This window comes from Pedobacter miscanthi (assembly GCF_003315595.1).
Classification (GTDB): Bacteria; Bacteroidota; Bacteroidia; order Sphingobacteriales; family Sphingobacteriaceae; genus Pedobacter; species Pedobacter miscanthi.
The window spans coordinates 347,677-371,249 of the sequence record NZ_QNQU01000003.1 but is presented as its reverse complement, the minus strand read 5'-3'; the positions used below and the strand labels follow the sequence as shown (position 1 = coordinate 371,249).

Genomic DNA, 23,573 nt, shown 5'->3' with positions numbered 1-23,573 from the left:
TTTACCTTATATAAAAGGCAAAAATCTCGATTAAAATAAGATTTATTGAATGAGGAAATGATCGGATGATTGAATGGTAAAAATATAACTTAAACTGATTGAAAAATCTGCAAATTCAATCCTTCAAAATTTAGTCATTCAATCATTGAATAATCATTCATTCAATCAGTACAACTATGATGCCCAAGTTAAAGCATAATTGCCTTTTGGATCGAGATTTTTAATATTTTTGTCCAGATCGAAAACGCTCTTCAGTTTCTGATCGTTTCCTACCCCTGCCATATTGGCCCAATTGCCCCAGTTGCTCGCAGGGTTATAATCAATCAGTTTTTCTTCAAAATAAGCTGCACCGAAAATCCAGCTCACTTCCAGGTTATTAATCAGGTATAAAGCAGCAGTTTGCCGGGCAATATTCGAGATAAAACCCGTTTGGTTTAACTCCGTCATTACCGCATCAACCACAGCGAAACCGGTTTGGCCATTTTTCCATTTTTGAAAATTATCCTGCTCATTTTCTATATCAACCGGCCCCTGACTTCCAAATCCGTCCGGATTAAAAAATGTATTGCCGTATTTTTTAAACATAAAACGGAAATAATCCCTCCAAAGTAAGCCTAATAAAATATGGTTAAACATGGCTTTGGTGTTTGGCACACCTTCCATTTTTTTAATTTCCCAGTATACTTTGCGTGGAGATAAACTTCCCATTGCCAACCAGGCAGATAATTTTGAGGCAAGGATTAAATTTTTGGTTGTAGCAGCCTGCTGCATGGCAACAATCACTTTTTGCAAATGTGCTAAACCTTCTCCCTCGCCACCGGTAAATTCGAAATCAGAACGCTGGTCTTTCTGTTGCGCTGAAAGATCAAGATCTTCTAAAGATGATAAAGTTCCCCAATCGATTACTTCAGCCACGTTAATGCGATCTGGCGCGGCAAAACAGGGTTTAATGATCGAATCGCGTTCGATTTTCTTTTTAAACTGGTTAAACGCGTCTGGTATATCCTTAATCGGGAAAGGTAAATCTTCTTTATTGTAAAGGGTATGACCGATAAAATGTTTGAGGTTGATGCGCAATTTCCAAAGGGCATTTTCAACAAGGGTAGAAACATGCGTTTCTTCGCGGGCCACTTCGCGGTGATGGTATACTTCGGTAATTTCGTATTCCTGTACCAATTGCGGAATAATATCTTCGGGATTACCTTCTGCAATAAGCAGGTTACCGCCAATCTGTTTTAAAGCGTTTCGTAAACCTAAAACGCTCTGTAAAATAAACTGCGCTCTAATGTTGCCGGTTTTTAACGTACCATACTTGGTTTCGCCAAAAGAACGGCGATCGAGAATGTAAACGGGCAAAATCGAATCAGATTTAGCAATTGCCTCCACCAGCATTTCGTTATCATGCAAACGGAGATCATTTCTAAACCAGACTAAAATTTTTTTGGACATCTTTTATCGGAAAGGGTGTAAGAACGCTTTACAAATTTATCTTATTTTTCGGCTCCATCAAACCCCTAAATAATTCTTTACAAATAGGTAACAAAAGAATTAGAACCCGATTAACATCTTTTTTAAGGTCCATCAAAAAAACCCTTTCGTATCTTTAGTGTTTTAAAAATATGGCAAAGAAGATTCTGATTACCGGGGCTACCGGACTTGTGGGCACTGAGCTAAAAAAACATTTACTAAACAAAGGTTATACGGTTAATACACTTTCAAGAAAAAAGGGTAAGGATCCAAACAGTTTTGTATGGGATGTTTATAAAGGTACCATTGATGCCAATTGCCTTAACGGTGTAGATGCGGTTATCCATTTAGCAGGAGAGCCTGTAGCCGATAAAAAATGGACAGATGAACGAAAGAAGCAGATTATAGACAGTCGCGTAAAATCGACCGAACTGCTTCTTAAAACCATTAAATCAAAGCCCGAACATCAGATTAAAACTTTTGTTTCTTCATCGGCTGTAGGTTTTTACGGCGATTGCGGAGACGAAATTTTAACGGAAGAGAGCCCTAACGGTTATGGTTTTTTGGCCGAATGCTGCAAACTTTGGGAAGATGCGGTAGATCAGGGCAAAAAACTCAGTTTAAGGATCGTAAAACTGCGTACAGGGATTGTTTTAAGTACCAAAGGTGGTGCATTGCCGCAATTGGCCCAACCCGTTAAATTATTTGCTGGTGCAGCTTTAGGTACAGGCAAACAATGGACACCGTGGTTACATATTGATGATATGGTAGAAATGTATATCGAAGCCATTGAAAACCTTAAAATGGAAAATTGCTACAATGCCTGTGCACCTTTTCCGGTAACCAATACAGCATTAACCAAAGCTATTGCAAAACAACTGCATCGCCCGGTATGGCCATTTAACGTACCGAAAAAAGTTTTGGCTTTGTTGTTGGGAGAGCGTGTGGAAGCCGTTTTAATGAGTAACAATACTTCTGCCCAGAAAATTTTAGATGCCGGATATAAATTTAAATTTACACATTTGGAAGATGCTTTGAAGGATTTGTATCAATAGGTTAAATGTTTAAATTGGTTAATTGATGTAAAGCGTTTTATTGTTAAATTGCTTAATTGTTAAATTGCTAACTGAGAACTGCAAACTGCATGATCGGTTAATTGTTTAAATTGGCTAATCGCGCCAAACGCTTAACGCCAAACCGGATTAATTGGTAAACCAACGCAGAACGCTTATCACCAAACGCCATCCCATCCTTAAAACAAATTATTATTATACGATGACCTCAATTTCCATTCACTGGTTCCGCCGCGATTTACGTTTAGCAGATAATGCAGCTTTGTACCATGCTTTAAAAAGTGAATATCCGGTTTTGCCACTTTTTATTTTTGACAAAAACATATTAGATAAACTACCAAAAGATGATGCCCGGGTAACTTTCATTTACCAGACCATTGAGGATTTAAAAAAAGAGCTCCAGCAACACGGATCGGATTTATTGATAAAATATGGAGAACCCGAGAAAATATGGCCCGAAATTTTAAAGGAATACGAGGTGAAGGAAGTATACACCAATCATGATTATGAGCCTTATGCACGCGAACGGGATGATAATATGGCAGAGTTTTTAACCAGCGAAAAAATAGCCTTTAAAACATATAAAGACCAGGTTATTTTTGAGAAAAACGAAATTTTAAAAGCAGACAAAACACCTTACACCGTTTTTACACCTTTTTATAAACAATGGCATGCCAAACTGAACGATTTTTATGTAAAAGCTTATCCAACAAAAAAATACTTCAAAAATCTGTTAAAAACAAAACATCTCCCAATCCCTACATTAAAGGAAATGGGATTTGAAAAAAGTAAACTGGAGCTCCCAAAAATCAGTTATAAAAACAAACTTGATAATTATGCCAGGGAACGCGATTTTCCTGCAATGGAAGGCACCACACATATTGGTTTACATCTCCGTTTCGGTACTTTAAGCATCAGAAAAGCTGCAAAGGATGCCATTGAAGCAAAATCACTCGTCTGGCTTTCCGAACTGGCCTGGCGGGAGTTTTACATGACCATACTCTGGCATTTCCCCTACTCTGCTTCCGACTCGTTTAAAAAGCAATACGATAAAATTAAATGGCGCAATAAAGAGGATGAGTTTAAGGCCTGGTGCGAAGGCAATACCGGTTACCCTATTGTAGATGCCGGCATGCGACAACTAAACCAAACAGGTTGGATGCATAACCGTGTAAGGATGATTGTAGGCAGTTTTTTAACCAAACATCTACTGATCGACTGGCGCTGGGGCGAAACCTATTTTGCCGAAAAGTTACTGGATTACGAAATGGCCAGTAATGTTGGCGGCTGGCAATGGGCAGCAGGATCGGGAAATGATGCTGCTCCATATTTTAGGGTATTTAATCCCGAATTGCAGACCAAAAAGTTTGATCCTAAATTCGAATACATTAAAAAGTGGGTACCGGAATTTGGAACAAAAAAATATGCCCAACCAATAGTTGAGCATACTTTTGCAAGGGAAAGGGTTTTAAAAGTTTTTAAAGAGGCGTTAAATTAAATTGTTAATTAATTAACATTAAAAGAAGGTGCATTGGGTACGCCGCCGGTAAAAAAGCGACCAGTGCCCGAAATCCATTGGGCAAACCCTTTTGTTACCCCTAAATCAATAATTATAGGTCCTGTTGCATTACCAACACTATAACTTACTAGACTAAAATTAATTGTTGGTGGGTTTAATATTGGAGGTTGATTATATCCATAATTATAATTCAGATTACTAAAGTAATAATCTGTCTCATTTGTTCTCCAGCCACCAAATGTCTTTTTTAGTTCCTGGCGCGAAGAAAAATAATATCTAAAACTAGCACTACTTGATCCTGATACAGGTGTACTTTCTAGCCATAGATCAACAAACAGCCTTCTTTTGCTATCCTCGTTATAGTATAATTCAGATTTTATGGCCGATGTAGTAGTTTCGGTTGATGCCTGATTGTTTCCTGAAATCGACTTCCCAGTCGAAATATTAGTAACAAATATTCCGTTTGTTAAATCCGTTCGGCTAATCTGATTAACTTCTAAATCACTCTTGTGTTTACCTGAATAAGATATCATTCTCTGATCTTTTGTGTAAACAGTGGTAATATCACCAATTTTAACTTCACCTTTCAAATTGGTAAATAATGCTGAAAGTGGGGTTCTGGATTTGTATGTTAATGAACTATCAGACTTTATATCAACTATTTTGGCATATTTATTCTTAAATTCATTGAAGGCTTGAACATTATTAAGTTTTTTATATTCCTTCGCTATTTCTAAGTAAACATCTCTGTAAGATTTGAAATCTTGAAATTCTTTAGGTTTTGAATTAAAATTTTCAGGTTTTACTAAAACGCTTAATAAAGAGTCAAAAGCTTTTTGATCTCTAAATTTCAGATATCCGTTTTCAATACTCACAGCATTGGTTAAAAGTTTTTCATCCTGATTTCCAACACTGGCATCCTTTTTACACGAACTGATTGAGATAACACCTAACATAAGTAGTATTAGGCAGCGTAAATTGATTTTGTTTTTCATATATTAATTGTATGTTTTCCCTTACACAACAAACATACAACTAAAAATTAAGTTAAAAAACTTATTACTTAAAAAAGTATAAAATGTAAAAAAACATATCATTAAAAAAAATGCTCAACTAATAGTTGAGCATTTTTTTTAATGAATAACATTTATCCTAATTTGTAACACTTACAATTTCAATATCAAAGTCTAAAACCGCATTAGGAGGAATGGCACCATTTCCTCCAGTTCCATATCCTAAATCTGAAGGAATAAACATTCTAAATTTAGAACCAACCCTAAATTTTGGTATTAAGATCTGCCAACCTTGGATTAGCCCTTTTAAAGTCGTTGAGAAAGTTCCATCAGTTGAAGAATCGAAACTTGTTCCATCCAAAAGTCTACCTGTATACTTAATCACAACTGTACTTTCAATATCATTAACGGGATCACCTGTACCTGCTGTATTAACAATATAGTAAATTCTACTAGGATCCTTAGTTGTGCTAGCGGTTAAGCCTTTAGCAGTTAAAAAATTCTTTATTTTATCGTCATCAAGTAACCATTGTTTACGGTATGGGTAAGTTTTGATTATAAAATCAAGATTCTCGTTAGAGGGAATTGGACCAATACCATTCTTGCCAAAACCTAAATAAGATGGTAATAAAACCCTAGCGGTTCCACCTGGTTTAAGTCCCAAAACTGCAGTTCTGAGTGCCGGAATATTAAATGTAATAGATGTTGATAATGAAGATTGGAAAAAATTATTTAAGTAACCCACATAAGTACCCAAATTACCATTGGTTGGAGATTGCAGATAAGTACCACCAGTTTCCATCGACTTCACAGTAACATCATAAAATACTGAATCCGGATTTAAAAAAAATGTTCCGTCAGTAGGATTAGTAACTTGATAATAAAACCCGGTTTTATCAGCATCAGGTTTCATTTCAGTGAGATTATTTTTTGATATATATGATTTTATTGCTGTTTCATCTATACTTTCAATAGACTCGTAATCCTTTTTACAAGAGCTGAAAATCACAGTAGCCAGTAGAAGTGTAAACAGGCCAAGTTTAGTAAATTTGTTCATTTATTATTGTACGTCTGTAAGTGTTATAGTAAAATCGAGCACTGAATTTGCAGGAACTGAGCTTGATGGTGATTGTCTTCCATAAGCGTAGTAAGATGGTATAATTAACCTGATCTTACCACCTTTTTGTATTTTCTGAATGCCGAATTGCCAACCTAAAATCACATTTCCCAAAAGAAAAGAAGCCGGTGTACCTTTGGTACTATCGAAAATCGTACCGTTCAGTAATCTGCCTTCATAATCTGCGGTGATCTTGGTAGAAGTGTAATAAGTTAAATTACCTGATCCAGGTTCTATAATCTGATAAAAAATACCGTTTGGATCTTTTATCCCGGTAATGGCATTGTTTTTAACAAAAGCACTTATTGCAGCTGTATCCGCCTTAAACTGAGGAGTAGGATCGTAGCCATCATCAACAGGGGTATCTTTTTTACAGGCTGCGAAACATCCTGCCAAGCACACCAATAGAATTATATATCTAAACTTAACCATCATCCGCAAAAATAAGCTTTTAATACGGATGCTACAATTTTTAACCTATTTTAACAATTTTAAAGCGTTTAGGTAAAGGTAAAAATACCAGGAACTTAATTAAAAATTGACAATATAAATTTTCAGCTTCGGTATTCTTCTTTAGTCTTATTGAGTATTAGAAAGCTGAATGGTAAAATCCAACACCGAATTTCCCGGAATTGAACCTACAGCACCACTTCCATAACCCAAACCCGGTGGAATGATCAACCTGATTTCGCCACCTTTCTGGATTTTGGGGATGCCAATCTGCCAGCCTTGTATCAGTCCAGCAAGGTCGAATGTCTGCTCTTTTCCACCTCCGTTGTCGAATACACTGCCATTTAGCAACCTACCTTCATATTTGATGGTGATTTTGGTATTGGCCGGATAGGTAAAAGAACCAGAACCCGGTTTAATAATCTGATAATATAAACCAGATGCATCCCTAACCGCATTGATATTGTTCTGCTGGATAAAATCGGTAATCTGTTTTTTAGGATCTTCATCTTTTTTACAGGATGAAACCGCAACTACACATAAAAAGAGTATTGTAAGAAATCTAAACTTAATCATGCCGCGAAAATAAGCTTTTAATATTATAAAGCTAAAGGTTACGATTTTTTTGGGAACACAGTTTCATCAATTGCAGATGCTTCGTACCTCAGCATGACAGCAGAAAAACAAAAAAGGGTTTAATGCTCGAATTTTCACTCAAGCCTTAAACCCTCAACCCATTAACCTTCTAACTTAAAAAATATATTTATTCGCTTCTATAAGCTGTTGCGCAACTCTTTGGCGTGCATCTTTAACGTTAAATGGTTCTACTTTTGTAAAACGACGTAAACCTACCAACATCATGCGTTGCTCATCACCTTCGGCAAAAGCCCAAAGCGCCTCTTTACCTGCTTTGGCAATACCATCTACTGCTTCTACCAGGTAAATCCTTAATAAATCCAACTGACCTGCAGATGCTTCTTCACCGCGGGTATTAACCAGTTTTTCAGTCCGTAATAAAGCAGATTCCAGTACATAAACGTAACCTGCCATATCGGCAATGTTCATCAATATTTCCTGTTCTTTGCTTAAAGTCATCATTAACTTTTGAACCGCAGCACCAGCTACCATTAAAGTTGCTTTTTTCAAATTCGAAAGTACTTTTTTCTCTGCCGCAAATAAGCTGGTATCTTCTTCGCCAAAATCCGGAATGCTCATCAATTCGGCTGCAACCGCTGTGGCCGGTGTCATTAAATCCAGTTCTCCTTTCATGGCACGTTTCAACATCATATCAACAGTTAATAAACGGTTAATTTCGTTTGTACCTTCAAAAATCCGGTTGATACGGGCATCGCGGTAAGCCCTGTCCATTGGCGCATCAGCAGAGAAACCCATACCGCCATAAATCTGAACACCCTCATCAACAGCGTAATCTAATGCTTCAGATCCCCAAACTTTCAGGATGGCACACTCTACAGCAAATTGTTCAACAGATTTTAATCTTGCTTTACCCGATTCCATTCCACCAGCAACCAATTGATCGTAAGTATCATCAATATTCTGTCCGGCACGGTAATTCGCCGCATCTACTGCATAAAGTTTAGAAGCAATTTCCGCAATTTTGAACCGGATGGCCCCATATTTCGAAATCGGACGACCAAACTGGATCCGCTCATTCGAATAATTAATGGCTGTATTTAAAGTTGCTTTTGAAGCACCGATCGCTGCAGCCGATAATTTGATCCGGCCGATATTTAAAATGTTTACAGCGATTTTGAAACCGTTTTCGCGTTCGCTTAACATATTTTCGACCGGTACAGGGCAATCGTTAAAGAAAACCTGACGTGTTGAAGAACCTTTGATACCCATTTTATGTTCTTCAGGATTCATGGTAATGCCACCAAATTCCTTTTCAACAATAAATGCAGTTAGGTTTTTATCATCATCTATTTTGGCAAACACGATAAATATATCGGCAAAACCACCGTTGGTAATCCACATTTTCTGCCCATTGATGATATAATGTTTACCATCTTCGCTTAATTTGGCTTTTGTTTTTCCAGAATTTGCATCCGATCCTGAATTTGGCTCAGTTAAACAATATGCTGCTTTCCATTCGCCCGAACCCAGTTTTGGGATATATTTTGCTTTTTGTTCCTCATTACCGTAATATAAAATCGGCAAAGTTCCAATTCCTGTATGTGCAGAAAGTGCTACGGCAAAAGAGTGTCCTGCGCCCACCACATCGGCAACCAACATGGATGTATTGAAGTTCTTCCCGAAACCACCGTATTCTTCAGGCACCGAAACCCCCAGGATACCCAGTTCGCCAGCTTTGGTTAAAAGTGTTGGCATGAGTTCGGGATCTTCCTGTTTATCGATTTTATCTAAATTGGGATAAACTTCCGAAGCTAAAAAATCGCGACAGGTCTGTGCAATCATCTGCTGCTCTTCATCAAATTCTTCAGGGATAAATACTTCCTGATAAGTGGTATCTTTAATTAAGAATTCGCCACCTTTAATTGTCTTTTTTTCAGTTGTTTCCATTGTTTTATTATCTAGTAGCAAGTATCAAGATTTGAGTATCAAGATATCAGTAGTAAGTATCAAGATTTGAGTATCAAGACATCAGTAGCAAGTATCAAGATGAAGTTTGTATCAAAAAAATCCCTATCATGTTATACAATTTTGATACTTGATACTCACATCTTGACTCCTAATACCTACATCAAATTAATCTTTTTTCCAGGGCATAAATCATTTTTTGAACTTCAGTAGTTTTTTCAATCAGATCATTGGTAAGCGGATCTTCTAATAACCCTAATCTATTTGAAATAATTACCTGGGTTTCCAATTCAAAAGCAGAGCCCTGGCTTATGGTTAAAAAATATTTAAACTGAGCACTAGTTCCCCTACCGGCCCCTTCAGCAATATTGGAGGGTATGGAAACCGAGCACCTTTTCATTTGAGAAATTAAACCGTATCTCTCATCAACAGGTAAAAACGAACTAGCTTTATAAACTTCAACAGCTAATTCAATTGATTTTTGCCAAACTTTTAACTCTTTAAAATTGTGCATATATATTAGTATTAGTGACTGAGTAATATGTCGGGATGATTTATAAATCGGTTATTCACCTGCTATTAAATCTTGATACTACATACTCATATCTCGATACTAATTAAAGCAACTCAAAAATTCCTGCGGCCCCCTGTCCTGTTCCCACACACATGGTTACCATTCCATATTTTTTGTTCTGCCTTTTTAATTCATTCATAATCTGCACGGTTAACTTAGCACCTGTACAGCCCAGTGGGTGGCCTAATGCTATTGCACCACCGTTAACGTTAATCACATCCGGGTTTAAATCCAACGTTCTGATTACCGCCAAAGATTGAGAGGCAAAGGCCTCGTTCAGTTCGATTAAATCGATATCTTCTTTTTTCAAACCGGCCTGTTTTAGCGCTTTCGGGATTGCCTCAATCGGACCGATACCCATAATGCGTGGCGGAACACCAGCAATACCGTAACTCACTAATCTTGCAATTGGTTCGGCGTTTAATTCTTTCATTTTCTTTTCAGAAACCACCAGTACAAATGCAGCACCATCGGATGTTTGCGAAGAATTACCGGCAGTTACACTTCCAACAGCATCAAATACCGGTTTCAGTTTCGCCAGTTTATCCAATGTGGTATCTGCACGCGGACCTTCATCAGTATCTACCACATAAGAACGGGTTTTCTTTTTCAAATTGGCGTCCAGATAATTTTCATTAACGGTGATGGGTAAAATACCATCTTTTAAATGACCGTTTTTAATGGCATGAATGGCTTTCTCGTGAGATTTTAACGAAAAAGCATCTTGATCTTCGCGGCTTACGTTATATTCTTTGGCTACAGCCTCAGCAGTTAAACCCATACCCCAATACCAATCAGGATTGTTTTTGGCTACCTCAGCATTTGGAACGAGTTTCCATCCGCCAAAAGGCATTCCGCTCATTACCTCTACCCCACCGGCAATTATACAATCGGCCATGCCGGCTTTAATTTTCGCAACTGCCGTCGCAATGGTATCTAAACCCGATGCACAGTAACGGTTTACAGTAACCCCGGGAACTTTATCGGTATCCAGGCCCATCAGCGAAATCATACGACCGATATTTAAGCCCTGTTCAGCCTCCGGAGTAGCATTACCTACAATTACATCATCAATCTGTTCGTTATCTAAATTCGGAACCGATGCCACTAAAGCCCTGATTACCTCTGCAGCCAAATCATCAGCTCTTGTAAAACGGAATACGCCGCGTGGTGCTTTACCCACTGCTGTGCGATATCCGGCTATAATATATGCTTCCATTTTTTTTAGTATCTAATAGCAAAGGATCAAGTATATAGTATCAAGTATATAGTATCAAGTATATAGTATCAAGACTTAATCCTTGCATTATTTTATTTGTTAATTAATATAATTAAGACTTTATTCGATATTCACATCTTGATACTTGATACTCATATCTCAATATTTAAAGCTCTAATTCCTCAACGGCTTACCTTTTGTAATAATACTCTGGATCCGCTCTAAACTCTTCCGTTCGCCTGCAAGTGATAAAAATGCTTCTCTTTCCAGATCTAATAAATATTGCTCGGTTACTTCTGTTGGAGAAGATAAATCGCCACCACACATTACATAACCTAATTTTTCGGAGATTTTTTTATCGTGTTCAGAAATGAAATGCCCTGCGTACATGCTATTTGCACCTGCATAAACAATCCCTAAACCCTGCTTTCCTAATACCTTGATATCATTGCGTTGAACAGGTTTGGTATATCCGGCATCGGCCAGTTCTATCGCTTTCGCTTTTGCATCAGCCAGTAAACGGTTGCGGTTCATCGAGATCGAGAATTTATCTTTCTGCAGATAGCCTAATTCGTAAGCTTCGTAACCCGAAGTAGAAACTTTGGCCATTCCGATAGTCAAGAAACGATCTTTCAGGGCATTCTGCACAATCTGATCATCTTTATATTCATCAGAGGCACGCAAGGCGAATTCTTTTGTTCCGCCTCCACCCGGGATAACGCCCACGCCAAACTCTACCAAACCCATATAGGTTTCGGCAGAAAGCTGTACGTGATCTGCATGTAAACTAAATTCGCAACCACCGCCCAGGGTTAAATTATGCGGTGCTACCACAACCGGAATAGAAGAATAACGGATACGCATTGAAGTATTCTGGAACATTTTAATGGCCATATTCAATTCGTCCCACTCCTGCTCTACTGCCATCATAAAGATCATCCCTACGTTTGCACCGGCAGAAAAATTTGCACCATCATTGCCGATTACCAAACCACGGTAGTCTTTTTCGGCCATATCAATAGCTTTGTTAATGCCAGAAATTACATCACCGCCAATGGTATTCATCTTGGTGTGGAATTCTACATTCAAAATGCCATCACCCAGATCAATGATCGAAACACCCGAGTTTTTCCAAAGGGTTTTATTTTCGCGGAGGTTATCCAAAATGATAAACTCATCGGTACCCGGTAAAGCCTTGTAAGATTTAGAAGGGATATCGTAATATTTTTTAACGCCGTTTTCTATTTTATAGAAAGAAGTATTACCGGCATCGAGCATTTCGTGTACCCAGGCCGCAGCTTTATTACCATATTGCTCCATGCCCTCAATGGCTTCTTTTACGCCAACAGCGTCCCAAAGTTCGAACGGTCCCAATTCCCAACCGAAACCTGCACGCATGGCATCGTCGATACGGTAAAGTTCGTCAGAAATTTCAGGAATGCGATCGGATACATATTCGAATAAACCGAATGAAGAATGACGGAACAGTTCGCCAGCCTTATCTTTTCCCTTGGCAAAAATCTTCATGCGCTCACGAAGGTTTTCGACCGGTTTGGTCATTTCTAAGGTCGCCGATTTTACTTTTTGCTGAGGTTTGTATTCTAATGTTTTTAAATCAAGGGCAAGGATTTCCGTTTTACCTTCTGCAGTTTTAGTCTTTTTATAAAAACCCTGTTTGGTTTTATCGCCAAGCCACTTGTTTTCTTCCATTTTCTGCACGTAAGCAGGAAGTTTAAACAGTTCGTGTGCTTTATCATCCGGGCAGTTATCATACAAGCCTTTGGCCACTTTAATCATGGTATCTAAACCCACCACATCCGAAGTACGGAAAGTAGCCGATTTTGGTCTGCCCAATGCCGGACCGGTAAATTTATCAACCTCTTCTACAGTTAAATCCAGTTTTTCAACCAAATGCAGCAATGCCATAATAGAATAAACACCCACACGGTTGGCAATAAATGCCGGGGTATCTTTACACAAAACAGTTGTTTTACCTAAAAATTTATCACCGTATTGCATCAGGAAATCAACAATTTCAGGCTGTGTATGCGGTGTAGGGATAATCTCTAATAATTTTAAATAGCGTGGCGGGTTAAAAAAGTGCGTTCCGCAGAAATGCGCTTTAAAATCTTCGCTTCTTCCTTCAGCCATTAAATGGATTGGAATACCCGAGGTATTAGAAGTAATGAGGGTTCCCGGTTTGCGGAATTGCTCTACCTGTTCGAAAACTTTTTTCTTGATATCGAGATTTTCGACCACTACTTCAATTACCCAATCGTAACCTGCAATTTTCGACATATCATCGTCGAAATTTCCGGTTTTGATTTTATTTAATGCTTTTTTGGTATAAACCGGTGATGGATTCGTTTTTACAGCGGTTTGCAAAGCCGTATTTACAATCCGGTTTTTTACCGCTGGGTTATCCAGCGCTAATCCTTTTGCCTGCTCTTCGGGGCTCAGTTCTTTAGGGACAATATCCAGCAGTAAAACCTCTACACCAATATTGGCGAAGTGGCATGCAATACGCGATCCCATAATACCCGAACCTAAAACAGCAACTTTATTAATGCTTCGTTTCATTGTTATCTATTTGCTTTTCAGTAGTCATGATAGAACCTGTTTAGCATATTTACCAAACAGGCTGATTATTATACCTGGTTTAATCAACAGTATAAGCTACTGTGATCTCATTTAATTTTATAAGTAAACTGATAAAGGTTTCTTTCTCCTTTTTGGTGAAATGCTCGTCGAGGTATTCGTTAAATTTCCGGACAACCCCCTTGGCCAGTTGTTTTTTTTCTTTTCCAAAATCAGTAAGGAAAACTTTTACCGAACGTTTATCACCTGCCGAAGTTTCGCGGTAAATCAGGTTGGCTTCTTCCATATTGTTCAGCATGCGCGAAAGACTGGTGGCTTTAACACCAAGCAAGGCAGCTAAATTTGAAACGGCAGTCCCATCAGTGTCGTCAATGTTAATCAGCATATATCCAATGGCCTGCGTAATCCCGAAACTGGATGCCATCTGATTATACTTATTAAACATATTTTGCCATGCAAACTTCACATGGTAATCTATGGTTTGTTGTTGTTTCATTTTTGTTAATTTATTATGCTTGCATAACAAAGCTAATGAATGTATTTTGTTAATGCAATAGAAAAATTCAAAATAATTGTCAAAATTTTCTTAATATAGTTGTGCACAAAATGAAAACAATGAATATGTTAAAAGTAAAGGGAATATTCCTTTTCGGCCTGCTTACGTTGTGGGCTACCATCTGCAAAAGTCAGGTTTCTTATTTCGGAGCTGCCCTCGCCAACAGTCCGAAATTAGAGATTTTTAAAAAAACAACCACGCTATTTACTTTGCAGTATAGCGATTATGCGGAATTGCAAAAATTTGACGAGGCGATTAAAAAAACCTGGACAATTACACCCTATAAAATTATCAAACCCCAAGAGCTGTCGCGTTATGACACACTAGCCAATTATTCTTTTTTCTATTTCGATGGCTATGCAGAAAAACTTGATAGCTCAACTAATGTAAATGTGGTTTATGCCTTGAAACTGATAACACCATCTAAAAAACCCAAGGTAAAAGAAGAAAGTATACTGGCTACCGTTACACTTTTCGCAGATCGGAGAACCAATTTATTACTTGAAACACAGGATGAGCAATATGGCACAAAAAGGAGCATAAAAAATAACCTTTTATCAAACCTCTACAATAAATCTGATTTTTTAAACTGGTCGCCCGGCTTTTTAACGGGTTATTTAAAGCAGATCAACGATGGCTTAGTATCCGGGCAAAACTGCGCTATAGATTTTCAGTTTTATAATAAAGTACGCCTGCCCGAACTGGCAAAAGAAACACTTTACATTCCTGAATATATTAAACAGGTTTTTTCATCAAGATTGGCCCTTTTACCAAAATCGGGAGTTGTATTGGAACCCTATAATTATAAACTCAAGTTCGTATCCTATGATGAGCTTGACAGCCTGGTTTTAAATAAAGAAACCCCGATAAAATATGTGGTTTACACGCAGCGTTCAAACGATAAGATAATCAGTGTTTACGATAGTAAAGATAATAAGATTATTTATCAGCGGTTTTACCCTCAAACACTAAATTTTGAGATGAATGATTTAAGTGAAATTAAAAAGGTAATTGTGGAGCTTAAGTAAAGAATGTGCGTGAACATCAAATAAAAAAAAGTCGTCATTGCGACTGAACGAAACGGAATGGAGATCCTTCGACTACGCTCAGGATGACAATTCCACAAAAGGATCGTCATCTCGACCGAAACGCAGTGGAACGGAGAGATCTATCTTGCATTAAAGACCCTGAAATAAATTCAGGGTGACGATACGCATGCAAAATATAGCTTAATAAATTTTTCGACTACGTTACTGATGTAAAATTGATACAAGTTGCACTCCGCTCGAAATAATGATAGGGGTACATAAACCAAAAAAGTCCCGATTTGCATCGGGACTTTTTTATGCGGTACTAAAACCAGACTAGTAAAGGGTAAACTCTACACGACGGTTTTGTTGACGACCAGCTGCTGTTTTATTGGTAGCAATTGGTTGACCCATGCCATAACCTGTAGCCTCAATACGTGATGCATTAGCACCTTGAGAAACTAAATAAGCTTTTACAGATTCGGCTCTTTCTTTCGACAAACGTAAGTTCAATTCTTTAGAACCTGTGTTATCAGTGTGACCTGCTAATTTTAAGCTAAAGTTTTTCTGGATCAATAATGCTGCAACCCTGTTTAGTGAAGCAAAAGATTTAGAGCGGATAGTTGCTTTACCTAAATCGAATTCAAGGTTTTTAATCGCCTCATTAACCACTTTACGGTCTTCTTCAGTTACGATTACTTTTTCAACGACTTTTTCAGGAGTTTTTAACGGACAACCTGAACCATCTACTACAGTACCTGCAGGTGTATCAGGGCATTTATCCAGTTTATCGGCAACACCATCACCATCAGTATCTTTCAGGATATCATTAAGTTCTGAACGTAATTTTGCATTGTCGGCTTTTTGTGCATTTAACTCCGATTTTAAACCTTCGGCAGTTTGTTTTGCTTTTACAGCTTCATCATAAGTTAAAGCTACAGGATTGTGGAAAGCCAATTGTTTTCCGCTACCCAACGCAAATTCCAAACCAGCATAAGCGTAGTTATATTTATCATTTCCGTTTTTGTAGTAACCGTCAAGGTTATCGCCATCAACAAAGTTGATAGTCCAGCCTAAATCTAAATTAACAGCATCTGATAGCTTAAATTTAGCACCTAAACCTACCGGAATAATTAATTCATTGATGTTATCACCACCACCAAATTCAGACGTTCCTGAAGCAGTTGTAATCGTTGGTTTATAACCTGCAAATCCGGCACCAACTGAAGCAAAAAGTTGCAAAGTGTTCTCTTTTTTAAACATATCGATATTGAACATGTTTACAACAGCATTTAAACTTCCTGAATACGATAATTCTGTATCAAAAGCCCTAACAGGCGAATTGTTTACCAAACCACTTTCGTAAGGCTCAGTGTTATCGCCTTTTAATTTACCACGAACTCCGTCTAACCGTAAAGAGAAATAAGGTGTAAATTGCTTTTTGATGTAAAGTCCGTAACCAAAATTAGATCTGTTGTTACTGAAATCGTTTTTGCCTCCTAGTGGCGACAATGGCGTAAGCACACCTGCATTAACACCGATAGACCATGTTCTGAAGGTTGTTGTGCTAGTTGCCGGAGTTTGAGCCGAAGCAGCCGTTCCGAGTAATAAACCAGCGAGTGCGACTGGTAAGGTTTTAAATAGCTGTAGTTTCATAATTTTCTGTATAACGTTGAATAGCGTTTCCATACCCTTACAATTGCTATACCAAAAATACAGGCATGTAAAAATAATTATCAACTTGTTAACAATTATTTTTCAATCAGCATTCCGTTATGAAGTATAAAAACCTTCTGAAAAACCCAGATATTAAATTAAACCGGCAACAGTTTTGCTTCACATAATTGTTAATCGCAGCGCTTTTAATCCGCTTAGTCCCTGCAGATCTTCTAGGTCAAGATCTTCGGTTTCGGACGAAAATACATTTGTTTCCTGCAGGTATTTTACAAATGGGACGTAATCTTCAATATCTCTTTTATTGAAATAAATCAGTGCCAGTTTATCGGGATGGGTTAACCTTTCCTGTGAATTCCGGATGAGTACTTTGTCGATTCTTTTTTTGATCATCTGATACCTGATATTGTAAGCCCCCTCAACATCGAATTTTCGTTCATCAATGCGGAAACTGATATCTATAGGATGGTTATGAATAAAAATTAATTGTGTAGTGGCCAGTTTAACAGGCATTTCGGGTTCCAATTGTTTTACAAGCCTGGTGATGGCGGCCATCGACGAAAGTTGCAATAAACGCAGGTTTTTAAGGTGAAAATGATTAAAAACGCGGTCGGGAGCAATAGATTGCCCAATATAAATGTCGTATTCAACGCCATCTGTCCTGAATTTTTCGAAATAACAAGGGTAAGACTCCTGCAGTTTTTCACGTTCTGCTTCAAAATAACTATTAATAGAAGTGTTGATCAGCTGCATGGATGTTTCTAAAGCCTGCCGATGTTTGTAAACTTCGCCATGATTTTCGGAAATGGTTTCCAGATATCCGCCGATTATTTTTTGGGTATCGGGATGTGACTGGGCAATGAGTTTTAAATAATCGCTGGTTTCTTCTTTCAAAAAAATATTCAGGCTGTTTTCATCAGTGGTGTTTAACTCGTCGCCCTGCAAAATCTTATTCCATTTGCTGCAGTTAAAAATAATTTCCAGCAATAAGGCATCACTATAACTTTTACTAAGTGCTTCGAGGGTTTTGTTGAGCATATTTAGGTGAAGGCCCAGATCGGCTTTGCTGGCAATATTCCGTTCGGTAGTTGAGTTTCTGATATCTATTGCACCATAAAAGGGATAAACATCCGCAAAACTGATGTCATCGTTACTTACAGCCAAATTCTTTTTCCTGCTGTAAAGGTGATGCCAGGCCGCTTCGTTAAATTTCCATTGCACGGCAGGCTGTATAGAGGTATATTTTTCTTTGATGATATTTTCAATCTCCAGGTTAAATTCATCAATATAAACCTGCAATAACTGCGCAATAGGTGCCAGTACGGGATCGAGCAAAGTAATTTTCTTTTCATCAAAGGTTTCGCCTATCCAGGTATGCATCCCCAACACGCCAACCAATATATGGTTATGAAATACGGGTATAAGTGCCATTGATTTTACATTCAATTCCCTAAACCTATCTAACCAGGGGAACATTTCCCTGCTTTCGGCCCAGATATCGGGCGAATAAAACGAATTGGGATTAGCAGCATAACCTTCGGCAATCTGTTGAAAAGCCTCCGGACTGAGGGTTTCCTCACCCCATACCGAGAAAAGCAATCCACTACCACCTTTTACATAGCCATAAACCATTTTGTTATTTACCCTTACAAAAGGAAAAAGATCAAACTGGATGTTGGCATTCTGAACCAGAACTTTAAGCGACTGAATAACCTCTTCGTAAGCGGCGCCCTCGCTGCCGGGAATACGACTTAACCTTACATCTTTTATATTCTCGACAGCTTGTTTTGCTGTAACATCTGTAATGGTTAGCACAGAAATGCCCCGCAGCTCAAAAAGATCTAAAGGTAGTACCTCCTGGAGTTTATCCAGGCCAGACTCTTCGCTCAAATATTGCTGCAATTCGCGGTAACTAAGTTCGGGCAAAGGCTGTTTGGCTTTTACTTCTATAAAACTTGGATTTACACCAATATGGAAATAAGCAGGCAGGCCGGTATCGGCATTAAGGGCTGAATGATATTTTTCTTTTAAGGGCGAATGGAATGTATATAGCTTGTTTAGGATGAAGGAATAAATAAAATGCAGGCGATCGTGATGGTGTGCTCAAGCGTTTTTGATCCAACAAAACTGTTCTGATCTTTTTTCTCGTGTTCAAGCAATTCGTACATCAGCTCCGTACCATAAAAAGTTAAGGGCTGCATTGGAGCACATAAGCCCCAGGCCTGATGATTTTCTGTTAAAAGTGTTGGCGAAAGGCAAGCATACATATACTCCAGCAATAATTCATGCTGGTAAATGTCGTCGAGCGGAATCACCTGATCATCGATTCCCCGTTTTTTAAATTCTTTTAGGGCATTACTGTACAGGGTCGACTTTACGGTTTGCTCCTCTTCAATTTTTCTTTGCAGGTATTTAACAAAAGGGCCGAAAGAGATGGCCGAATCTACCAAAGGTAAATTTGGATAGTTTTGGGCAATATTGAATATGTGCTTCTTCATCTCTATGCTAAGATAAAAAATAGAAGCGATAATCTGCTACCAGCCAATGGCTTTATCGTCGCCACGCGGATCGGCACCGCCCTGATAATTGCCCCACTTGGTTTTTAAAATGGCATCAACTCTGCCAATTGCTCCCCTGGGCACAATTTTGTAACCCTTGGCTTTCAGTTTTTCTGTCGACAGGCTATCAATCGCATCTTTTTCTACATATACTTCATCGGGCAGCCATTGGTGATGAAATTTCTTGGCTGCAACAGCCGATTGCATCGACATATCAAAATCGATAACATTAATAATGGTTTGAAATACTGAAGTTATAATGGTCGATCCGCCTGGTGTACCTACTACCATAAACAGGTTGCCATCTTTTTCTACAATACTTGGCGTCATGGAGCTAAGCATTCTTTTATTTGGTGCAATGGCATTGGCTTCGCCACCAACTAAACCATACATATTGGGAGCGCCGGGTTTAACAGAAAAATCGTCCATTTCGTTATTGAGCAAAAAACCTGCTCCTTTTACAGCCACTAATGAACCATAAGAGCCGTTCAAGGTTGTAGTGATAGAAACCGCATTACCATCGCGGTCTACAATAGAAAAATGTGTGGTTTCTTCATGTTCAGCTCCTTTTACTTCGCCAGCCAATACCTCACTGCTAGGTGTTGCCGCTGCCCAGTTAAAGTTTGCCATGCGGTTTTTGTTGTAATCGGCATTTAAAAGCTGTTGTTGTGGTACAGCATAAAAATCAGGATCGCCCAAATGTGTAGCACGATCGGCATATACCCTTCTTTCAGCTTCAACAATTACCTGCACGGTAGAATCGGCATTATGGCCCCATTTTTTCAGGGGAAATTTTTCTACACTCTGCAACAGCTGGATCAGGGCAATACCACCGCTCGAAGTTGGCGGCATGGTAATAATTTTATAGCCCCTGTAATTCCCGGTGATGGGTTTACGCCAGGCTGAATGATAATTTTTAAGATCTTCTTTGGTGATCAGGCCTTTTCCGCGCTGCATTTCTGCCACAAGCGAATCGGCCACAGCACCTTCATAAAAACCTGCCCTTCCTTTCTCCTGGATCAGCTTTAAAGTATTGGCCAGTTCTTTCTGAACAAGTACATCATTTTCCTGCCAGGTGCTTTCTAAATTAACAAAAGCCGTTCCACCAGGGTTAAAATCCATAAATTTACGGTGCAGGCTGTTCAGCTCTCCTGCCTGGCGCTTGGTAATTTTGAAACCATGCTGCGCCAAATCGATTGCCGGCTGTATTACTTCTGACCACGAAAGCTTTCCATATTTTTTGTGCGCCTCTACCATACCATCAACCGATCCGGGAACACCAGCAGCTAAATGGCCGTAAAGACTTTTATCAACAATTGGGTTGCCGGCGGCATCGAGGTACATATCCCTGCTTGCTGATGCAGCAGCCTTTTCCCGAAAATCCAAAGCGTTAATTTCGCCGTTTGCACCACGGTAAACCATAAAACCACCGCCACCAATATTGCCCGCATTGGGATAAACCACGGCAAGGGCAAACTGTACGGCAACGGCCGCATCAATGGCATTTCCTCCTTTTTTTAAAATATCTATTCCAACCTGCGATGCTTCGGGATGGGCAGAAACCACCATTCCGTTTTTGTACTCACCGCTGTTGTTTTTTCCTAATTGTCCGGTTACGCAACCGGCCAGCAAAAACGCAACAGTTAGGAAAGTTAGTGCATTTTTTAAATTAATGAGGGGCTTTATAGTTTTCTGCATCCTTGTATATTTTTTCGATTACCTCGGTGTTTTTCTCGGTAATTACTTTTCTTTTTAAGCTTAATTTCGGGGTAAATTCGCCCCCATCAATACTCCATTCTTTTGGCAATAATGCAAATCTTTTTACCTGTTCCCACTTACCAAAACCCGCATTTGCTGCTTCTATTACCTCATTGTATTTGGCAAGCACCTGTTCATTTTTAATAATTTCTTCGTTCGTGGTAAAAGTAATCCCTTTTCTGCCTGCCCATGTTTTTAAGGTTTCGAAATTTGGAACAATTAAAGCTGAAGGGAATTTCCTGTTTTCGCCCAATACCATAATCTGTTCTATAAATATCGATTCTTTATATTTGTTTTCCAACATTTGTGGCGCTACATATTTGCCTCCGGCTGTTTTAAACATTTCCTTTTTACGGTCGGTAATTTTTAAGAAACGGCCATCAACCAATTCGCCTATATCACCCGTATGAAACCAACCATCTTTATCTACAGCCTCTTCGGTTAAATCTGGCCGGTTGTAATAACCTTTCATTACCTGGTGTCCGCGGGTTAACACCTCGCCATCTTCTGCAATTTTAACTTCAACTCCTTTAATTACCTCACCAACGGTCCCGAACATTGTTCCGCCGAAATGGTTAACGGTAATTACCGGCGAGGTTTCTGTTAAGCCATAGCCTTCGAAAACGGGCATATCTGCTGCCCAGAAAATCCTGGCAAGGCGTGGATTTAATGCTGCTCCGCCCGAAACAATTACCACAATCTCACCTCCAAGCGCTTCCTGCCATTTTTTAAAAACCAGTTTGCGGGCAATGCCGAGTTTAAAATTATACCAGGCACCGGCATTTACAGTATATTTTTCGGCCAAAGCCACCGACCAGAAGAAAATCCCCCTTTTGACGCCAGTTAATGCTTTACCCTTTTCCATAATCTTATCGTACACCTTTTCGAGCAGGCGTGGAACGGTAGAAAACGCATTTGGTTTTACATGCTGAATATCTGCCACAATGGTATCCATACTTTCGGCATAATAGATAGCGGTGTAGTTGAACAGATAAAGATAAATGATCATCCGTTCGAAAATGTGCGACAAGGGCAAAAAGCTCAGGCCTTTTTTAACACCTTCGGGCATTACCACGGCAGAGTTTACAAAGTTTGCCACTAAATTATCGTGCGTTAACATTACCCCTTTTGGCGTACCTGTAGTTCCTGAAGTATAAATTAAGGTTAAAATATCTTCGGGAGCTACTTTTGAGCGATATTCTTCCAAGTCGATATCTGTGCTGTTTTTACCCGCTTCGATCAATACGCTCCAGTTTTCGGTTTCGCTGATTTCGTTAAAGCTGTAAATTTTAATAGCAGGATTTATGGCCTCGGCACAGGGTTTTATTTTTTTATACAGTTCTTCGTCGGCCACGAAAATGATCGAAATCTCTGCATCCTTTAATATAAATTCGATATCATGCTCGGCAAGGGTTGGATATAAGGGAATCTGATAAGCACCGATCTGGTTTGCTGCGAAATCAGCAATATTCCATTCGGGCCTGTTGTGCGACATTACGGCCACCCTACCGCCTTTTGTAATGCCCTGTTTGATCAAACCACGGCTCAGGTTATCTACAGCGGCACAAAAATCGGCTGTACTATAATTTATCCATTTTCCATTAATTTTCCCGCTGATGAATTCCTGCGTTGGATTTTCGAGGCTGTATTTCAAAAGATCAAAAACCCGTTTAATTTCTGCCGCCATATTGAATCGTATAATATTTGGTTAAGTTAAAAATTCAATCTCAAAGATTGATACCTATATGCCTTTTTAATAAAAATAATACCCTGCAATTAAGAAACCGCTGTATTTACATCAACTAAAAATATATTTAAATAAACTTAGTGATTACAAAATTACTATGCAAGCATTGTTTTTATCATTTTAGATTTTGACCCAAAAAACATAAACGGCACTAAAGTTGTTAGGCTGGTAATTATTTTACAAAACATTTAAATTATGAAAAAGTTATTTACAATTTTAGGATGCATTGCATTATTTGCCTTCAGTACAACGAACGTTAAAGCTCAAAGCTATAAAACCGGATTAGGTTTGGGTATTGATTTCGGTGACGGATCTACTTTAGTTGGTCCTTCAATCAGACATCATTTTAGCAGAAACGGTGCTTTACAAGGTGAGGTTCTTTTTGGTGGAAGTGCTACTTTTATACAAGGTTTTATTCAGTATAATTCTGCCATACCAGGTGCAAAAGGTCTTGATTGGTTTGCCGGTGGTGGTCCATCTGTTGGTTTTGGAAATGGAAGCTCAGCATTTTATTTGGTACCAATGGCGGGTTTAGATTATAAATTTGACGGTGTACCTTTGGCATTGGCGTTAGACTGGAGACCAAGGATTTATATCGGTGATAACAACAGCGGTAGCTTACCAGGAAGATTTGGTTTAGGATTTAGATATACTTTTTAG

19 protein-coding genes are annotated in these 23,573 nt (G+C 38.7%); 4 read left to right on the top strand and 15 right to left on the bottom strand.

The annotated features are described in order from the left end of the window. Positions 1-174: 174 nt before the first annotated feature. The gene (locus tag DRW42_RS05245; RefSeq protein WP_113947769.1) at positions 175-1,449 is read right to left on the bottom strand and encodes a DASH family cryptochrome; all 1,275 of its coding nucleotides are present in this window, start codon (positions 1,447-1,449) and stop codon (positions 175-177) included. Between the two features lie 170 nt (positions 1,450-1,619). Here DRW42_RS05245 and DRW42_RS05240 point away from each other — a divergent pair, with 170 nt between their 5' ends. Continuing rightward, a complete protein-coding gene (locus DRW42_RS05240; RefSeq protein WP_113947768.1) occupies positions 1,620-2,522 on the top strand; it encodes a TIGR01777 family oxidoreductase in 903 nt (300 codons plus the stop codon). 220 nt (positions 2,523-2,742) lie between these two features. Next, a complete protein-coding gene (locus DRW42_RS05235; RefSeq protein ID WP_113947811.1) occupies positions 2,743-4,038 on the top strand; it encodes a cryptochrome/photolyase family protein in 1,296 nt (431 codons plus the stop codon). An 8-nt stretch (positions 4,039-4,046) separates the two neighbouring features. Here DRW42_RS05235 and DRW42_RS05230 read toward each other — a convergent pair whose 3' ends face one another. From DRW42_RS05230 to DRW42_RS05190, 9 genes are all read right to left on the bottom strand, one after another. Then, a complete protein-coding gene (locus tag DRW42_RS05230) occupies positions 4,047-5,054 on the bottom strand; it encodes a hypothetical protein (protein ID WP_147243667.1) in 1,008 nt (335 codons plus the stop codon). 157 nt (positions 5,055-5,211) lie between these two features. Beyond that, positions 5,212-6,129 carry an FKBP-type peptidyl-prolyl cis-trans isomerase gene (locus DRW42_RS05225; RefSeq protein ID WP_113947766.1) on the bottom strand — a complete coding sequence of 306 codons (918 nt, stop codon included), beginning with the start codon at positions 6,127-6,129 and terminating at the stop codon, positions 5,212-5,214. Between the two features lie 3 nt (positions 6,130-6,132). After that, entirely contained in the window at positions 6,133-6,591 is a 459-nt protein-coding gene (locus DRW42_RS05220; RefSeq protein WP_244215197.1) for an FKBP-type peptidyl-prolyl cis-trans isomerase, read from the bottom strand. 177 nt (positions 6,592-6,768) lie between these two features. Then, positions 6,769-7,215 carry an FKBP-type peptidyl-prolyl cis-trans isomerase gene (locus tag DRW42_RS05215; protein WP_113947765.1) on the bottom strand — a complete coding sequence of 149 codons (447 nt, stop codon included), beginning with the start codon at positions 7,213-7,215 and terminating at the stop codon, positions 6,769-6,771. A gap of 174 nt (positions 7,216-7,389) precedes the next feature. After that, the gene (locus DRW42_RS05210) at positions 7,390-9,183 is read right to left on the bottom strand and encodes an acyl-CoA dehydrogenase family protein (protein ID WP_113947764.1); all 1,794 of its coding nucleotides are present in this window, start codon (positions 9,181-9,183) and stop codon (positions 7,390-7,392) included. A 181-nt stretch (positions 9,184-9,364) separates the two neighbouring features. Then, positions 9,365-9,715, bottom strand: coding sequence for a four helix bundle protein (locus tag DRW42_RS05205; protein WP_113947763.1), 351 nt, complete (start codon positions 9,713-9,715; stop codon positions 9,365-9,367). 103 nt (positions 9,716-9,818) lie between these two features. Continuing rightward, a complete protein-coding gene (locus tag DRW42_RS05200; RefSeq protein ID WP_086547852.1) occupies positions 9,819-10,994 on the bottom strand; it encodes an acetyl-CoA C-acyltransferase in 1,176 nt (391 codons plus the stop codon). 174 nt (positions 10,995-11,168) lie between these two features. Further along, positions 11,169-13,574: a 3-hydroxyacyl-CoA dehydrogenase/enoyl-CoA hydratase family protein gene (locus DRW42_RS05195; protein ID WP_113947762.1), complete on the bottom strand. Its 2,406-nt coding sequence runs from the start codon at positions 13,572-13,574 to the stop codon at positions 11,169-11,171. A 79-nt stretch (positions 13,575-13,653) separates the two neighbouring features. Then, positions 13,654-14,088 (bottom strand): MarR family winged helix-turn-helix transcriptional regulator, encoded by a 435-nt coding sequence (locus DRW42_RS05190; RefSeq protein ID WP_113947761.1) that lies wholly within the window; start codon positions 14,086-14,088, stop codon positions 13,654-13,656. 110 nt (positions 14,089-14,198) lie between these two features. Here DRW42_RS05190 and DRW42_RS05185 point away from each other — a divergent pair, with 110 nt between their 5' ends. Next, positions 14,199-15,176 (top strand): hypothetical protein, encoded by a 978-nt coding sequence (locus DRW42_RS05185; RefSeq protein ID WP_113947760.1) that lies wholly within the window; start codon positions 14,199-14,201, stop codon positions 15,174-15,176. Positions 15,177-15,512: 336 nt separating this feature from the next. On the opposite strand, the gene DRW42_RS05180 is transcribed toward DRW42_RS05185, so the two are convergent. The 5 genes from DRW42_RS05180 to DRW42_RS05165 form a co-directional block, all read right to left on the bottom strand. Beyond that, positions 15,513-16,832, bottom strand: a complete 1,320-nt coding sequence (locus DRW42_RS05180; protein ID WP_113947809.1) for a DUF6089 family protein — start codon at positions 16,830-16,832, stop codon at positions 15,513-15,515. A 180-nt stretch (positions 16,833-17,012) separates the two neighbouring features. Then, positions 17,013-18,776 carry a GAF domain-containing protein gene (locus DRW42_RS05175; RefSeq protein ID WP_208643501.1) on the bottom strand — a complete coding sequence of 588 codons (1,764 nt, stop codon included), beginning with the start codon at positions 18,774-18,776 and terminating at the stop codon, positions 17,013-17,015. A 131-nt stretch (positions 18,777-18,907) separates the two neighbouring features. Next, a complete protein-coding gene (locus DRW42_RS29050; RefSeq protein ID WP_208643500.1) occupies positions 18,908-19,348 on the bottom strand; it encodes a hypothetical protein in 441 nt (146 codons plus the stop codon). 36 nt (positions 19,349-19,384) lie between these two features. Next, entirely contained in the window at positions 19,385-21,106 is a 1,722-nt protein-coding gene (gene ggt, locus DRW42_RS05170; protein ID WP_113947759.1) for a gamma-glutamyltransferase, read from the bottom strand. Next, positions 21,078-22,853 (bottom strand): AMP-dependent synthetase/ligase, encoded by a 1,776-nt coding sequence (locus DRW42_RS05165; RefSeq protein ID WP_113947758.1) that lies wholly within the window; start codon positions 22,851-22,853, stop codon positions 21,078-21,080. The genes ggt and DRW42_RS05165 overlap by 29 nt, the downstream gene beginning before the upstream one ends. A gap of 255 nt (positions 22,854-23,108) precedes the next feature. Between DRW42_RS05165 and DRW42_RS05160 the strand changes: the two genes are divergently transcribed. Then, complete coding sequence (locus tag DRW42_RS05160) at positions 23,109-23,573, top strand: hypothetical protein (protein WP_113947757.1); 465 nt, start codon at positions 23,109-23,111, stop codon at positions 23,571-23,573.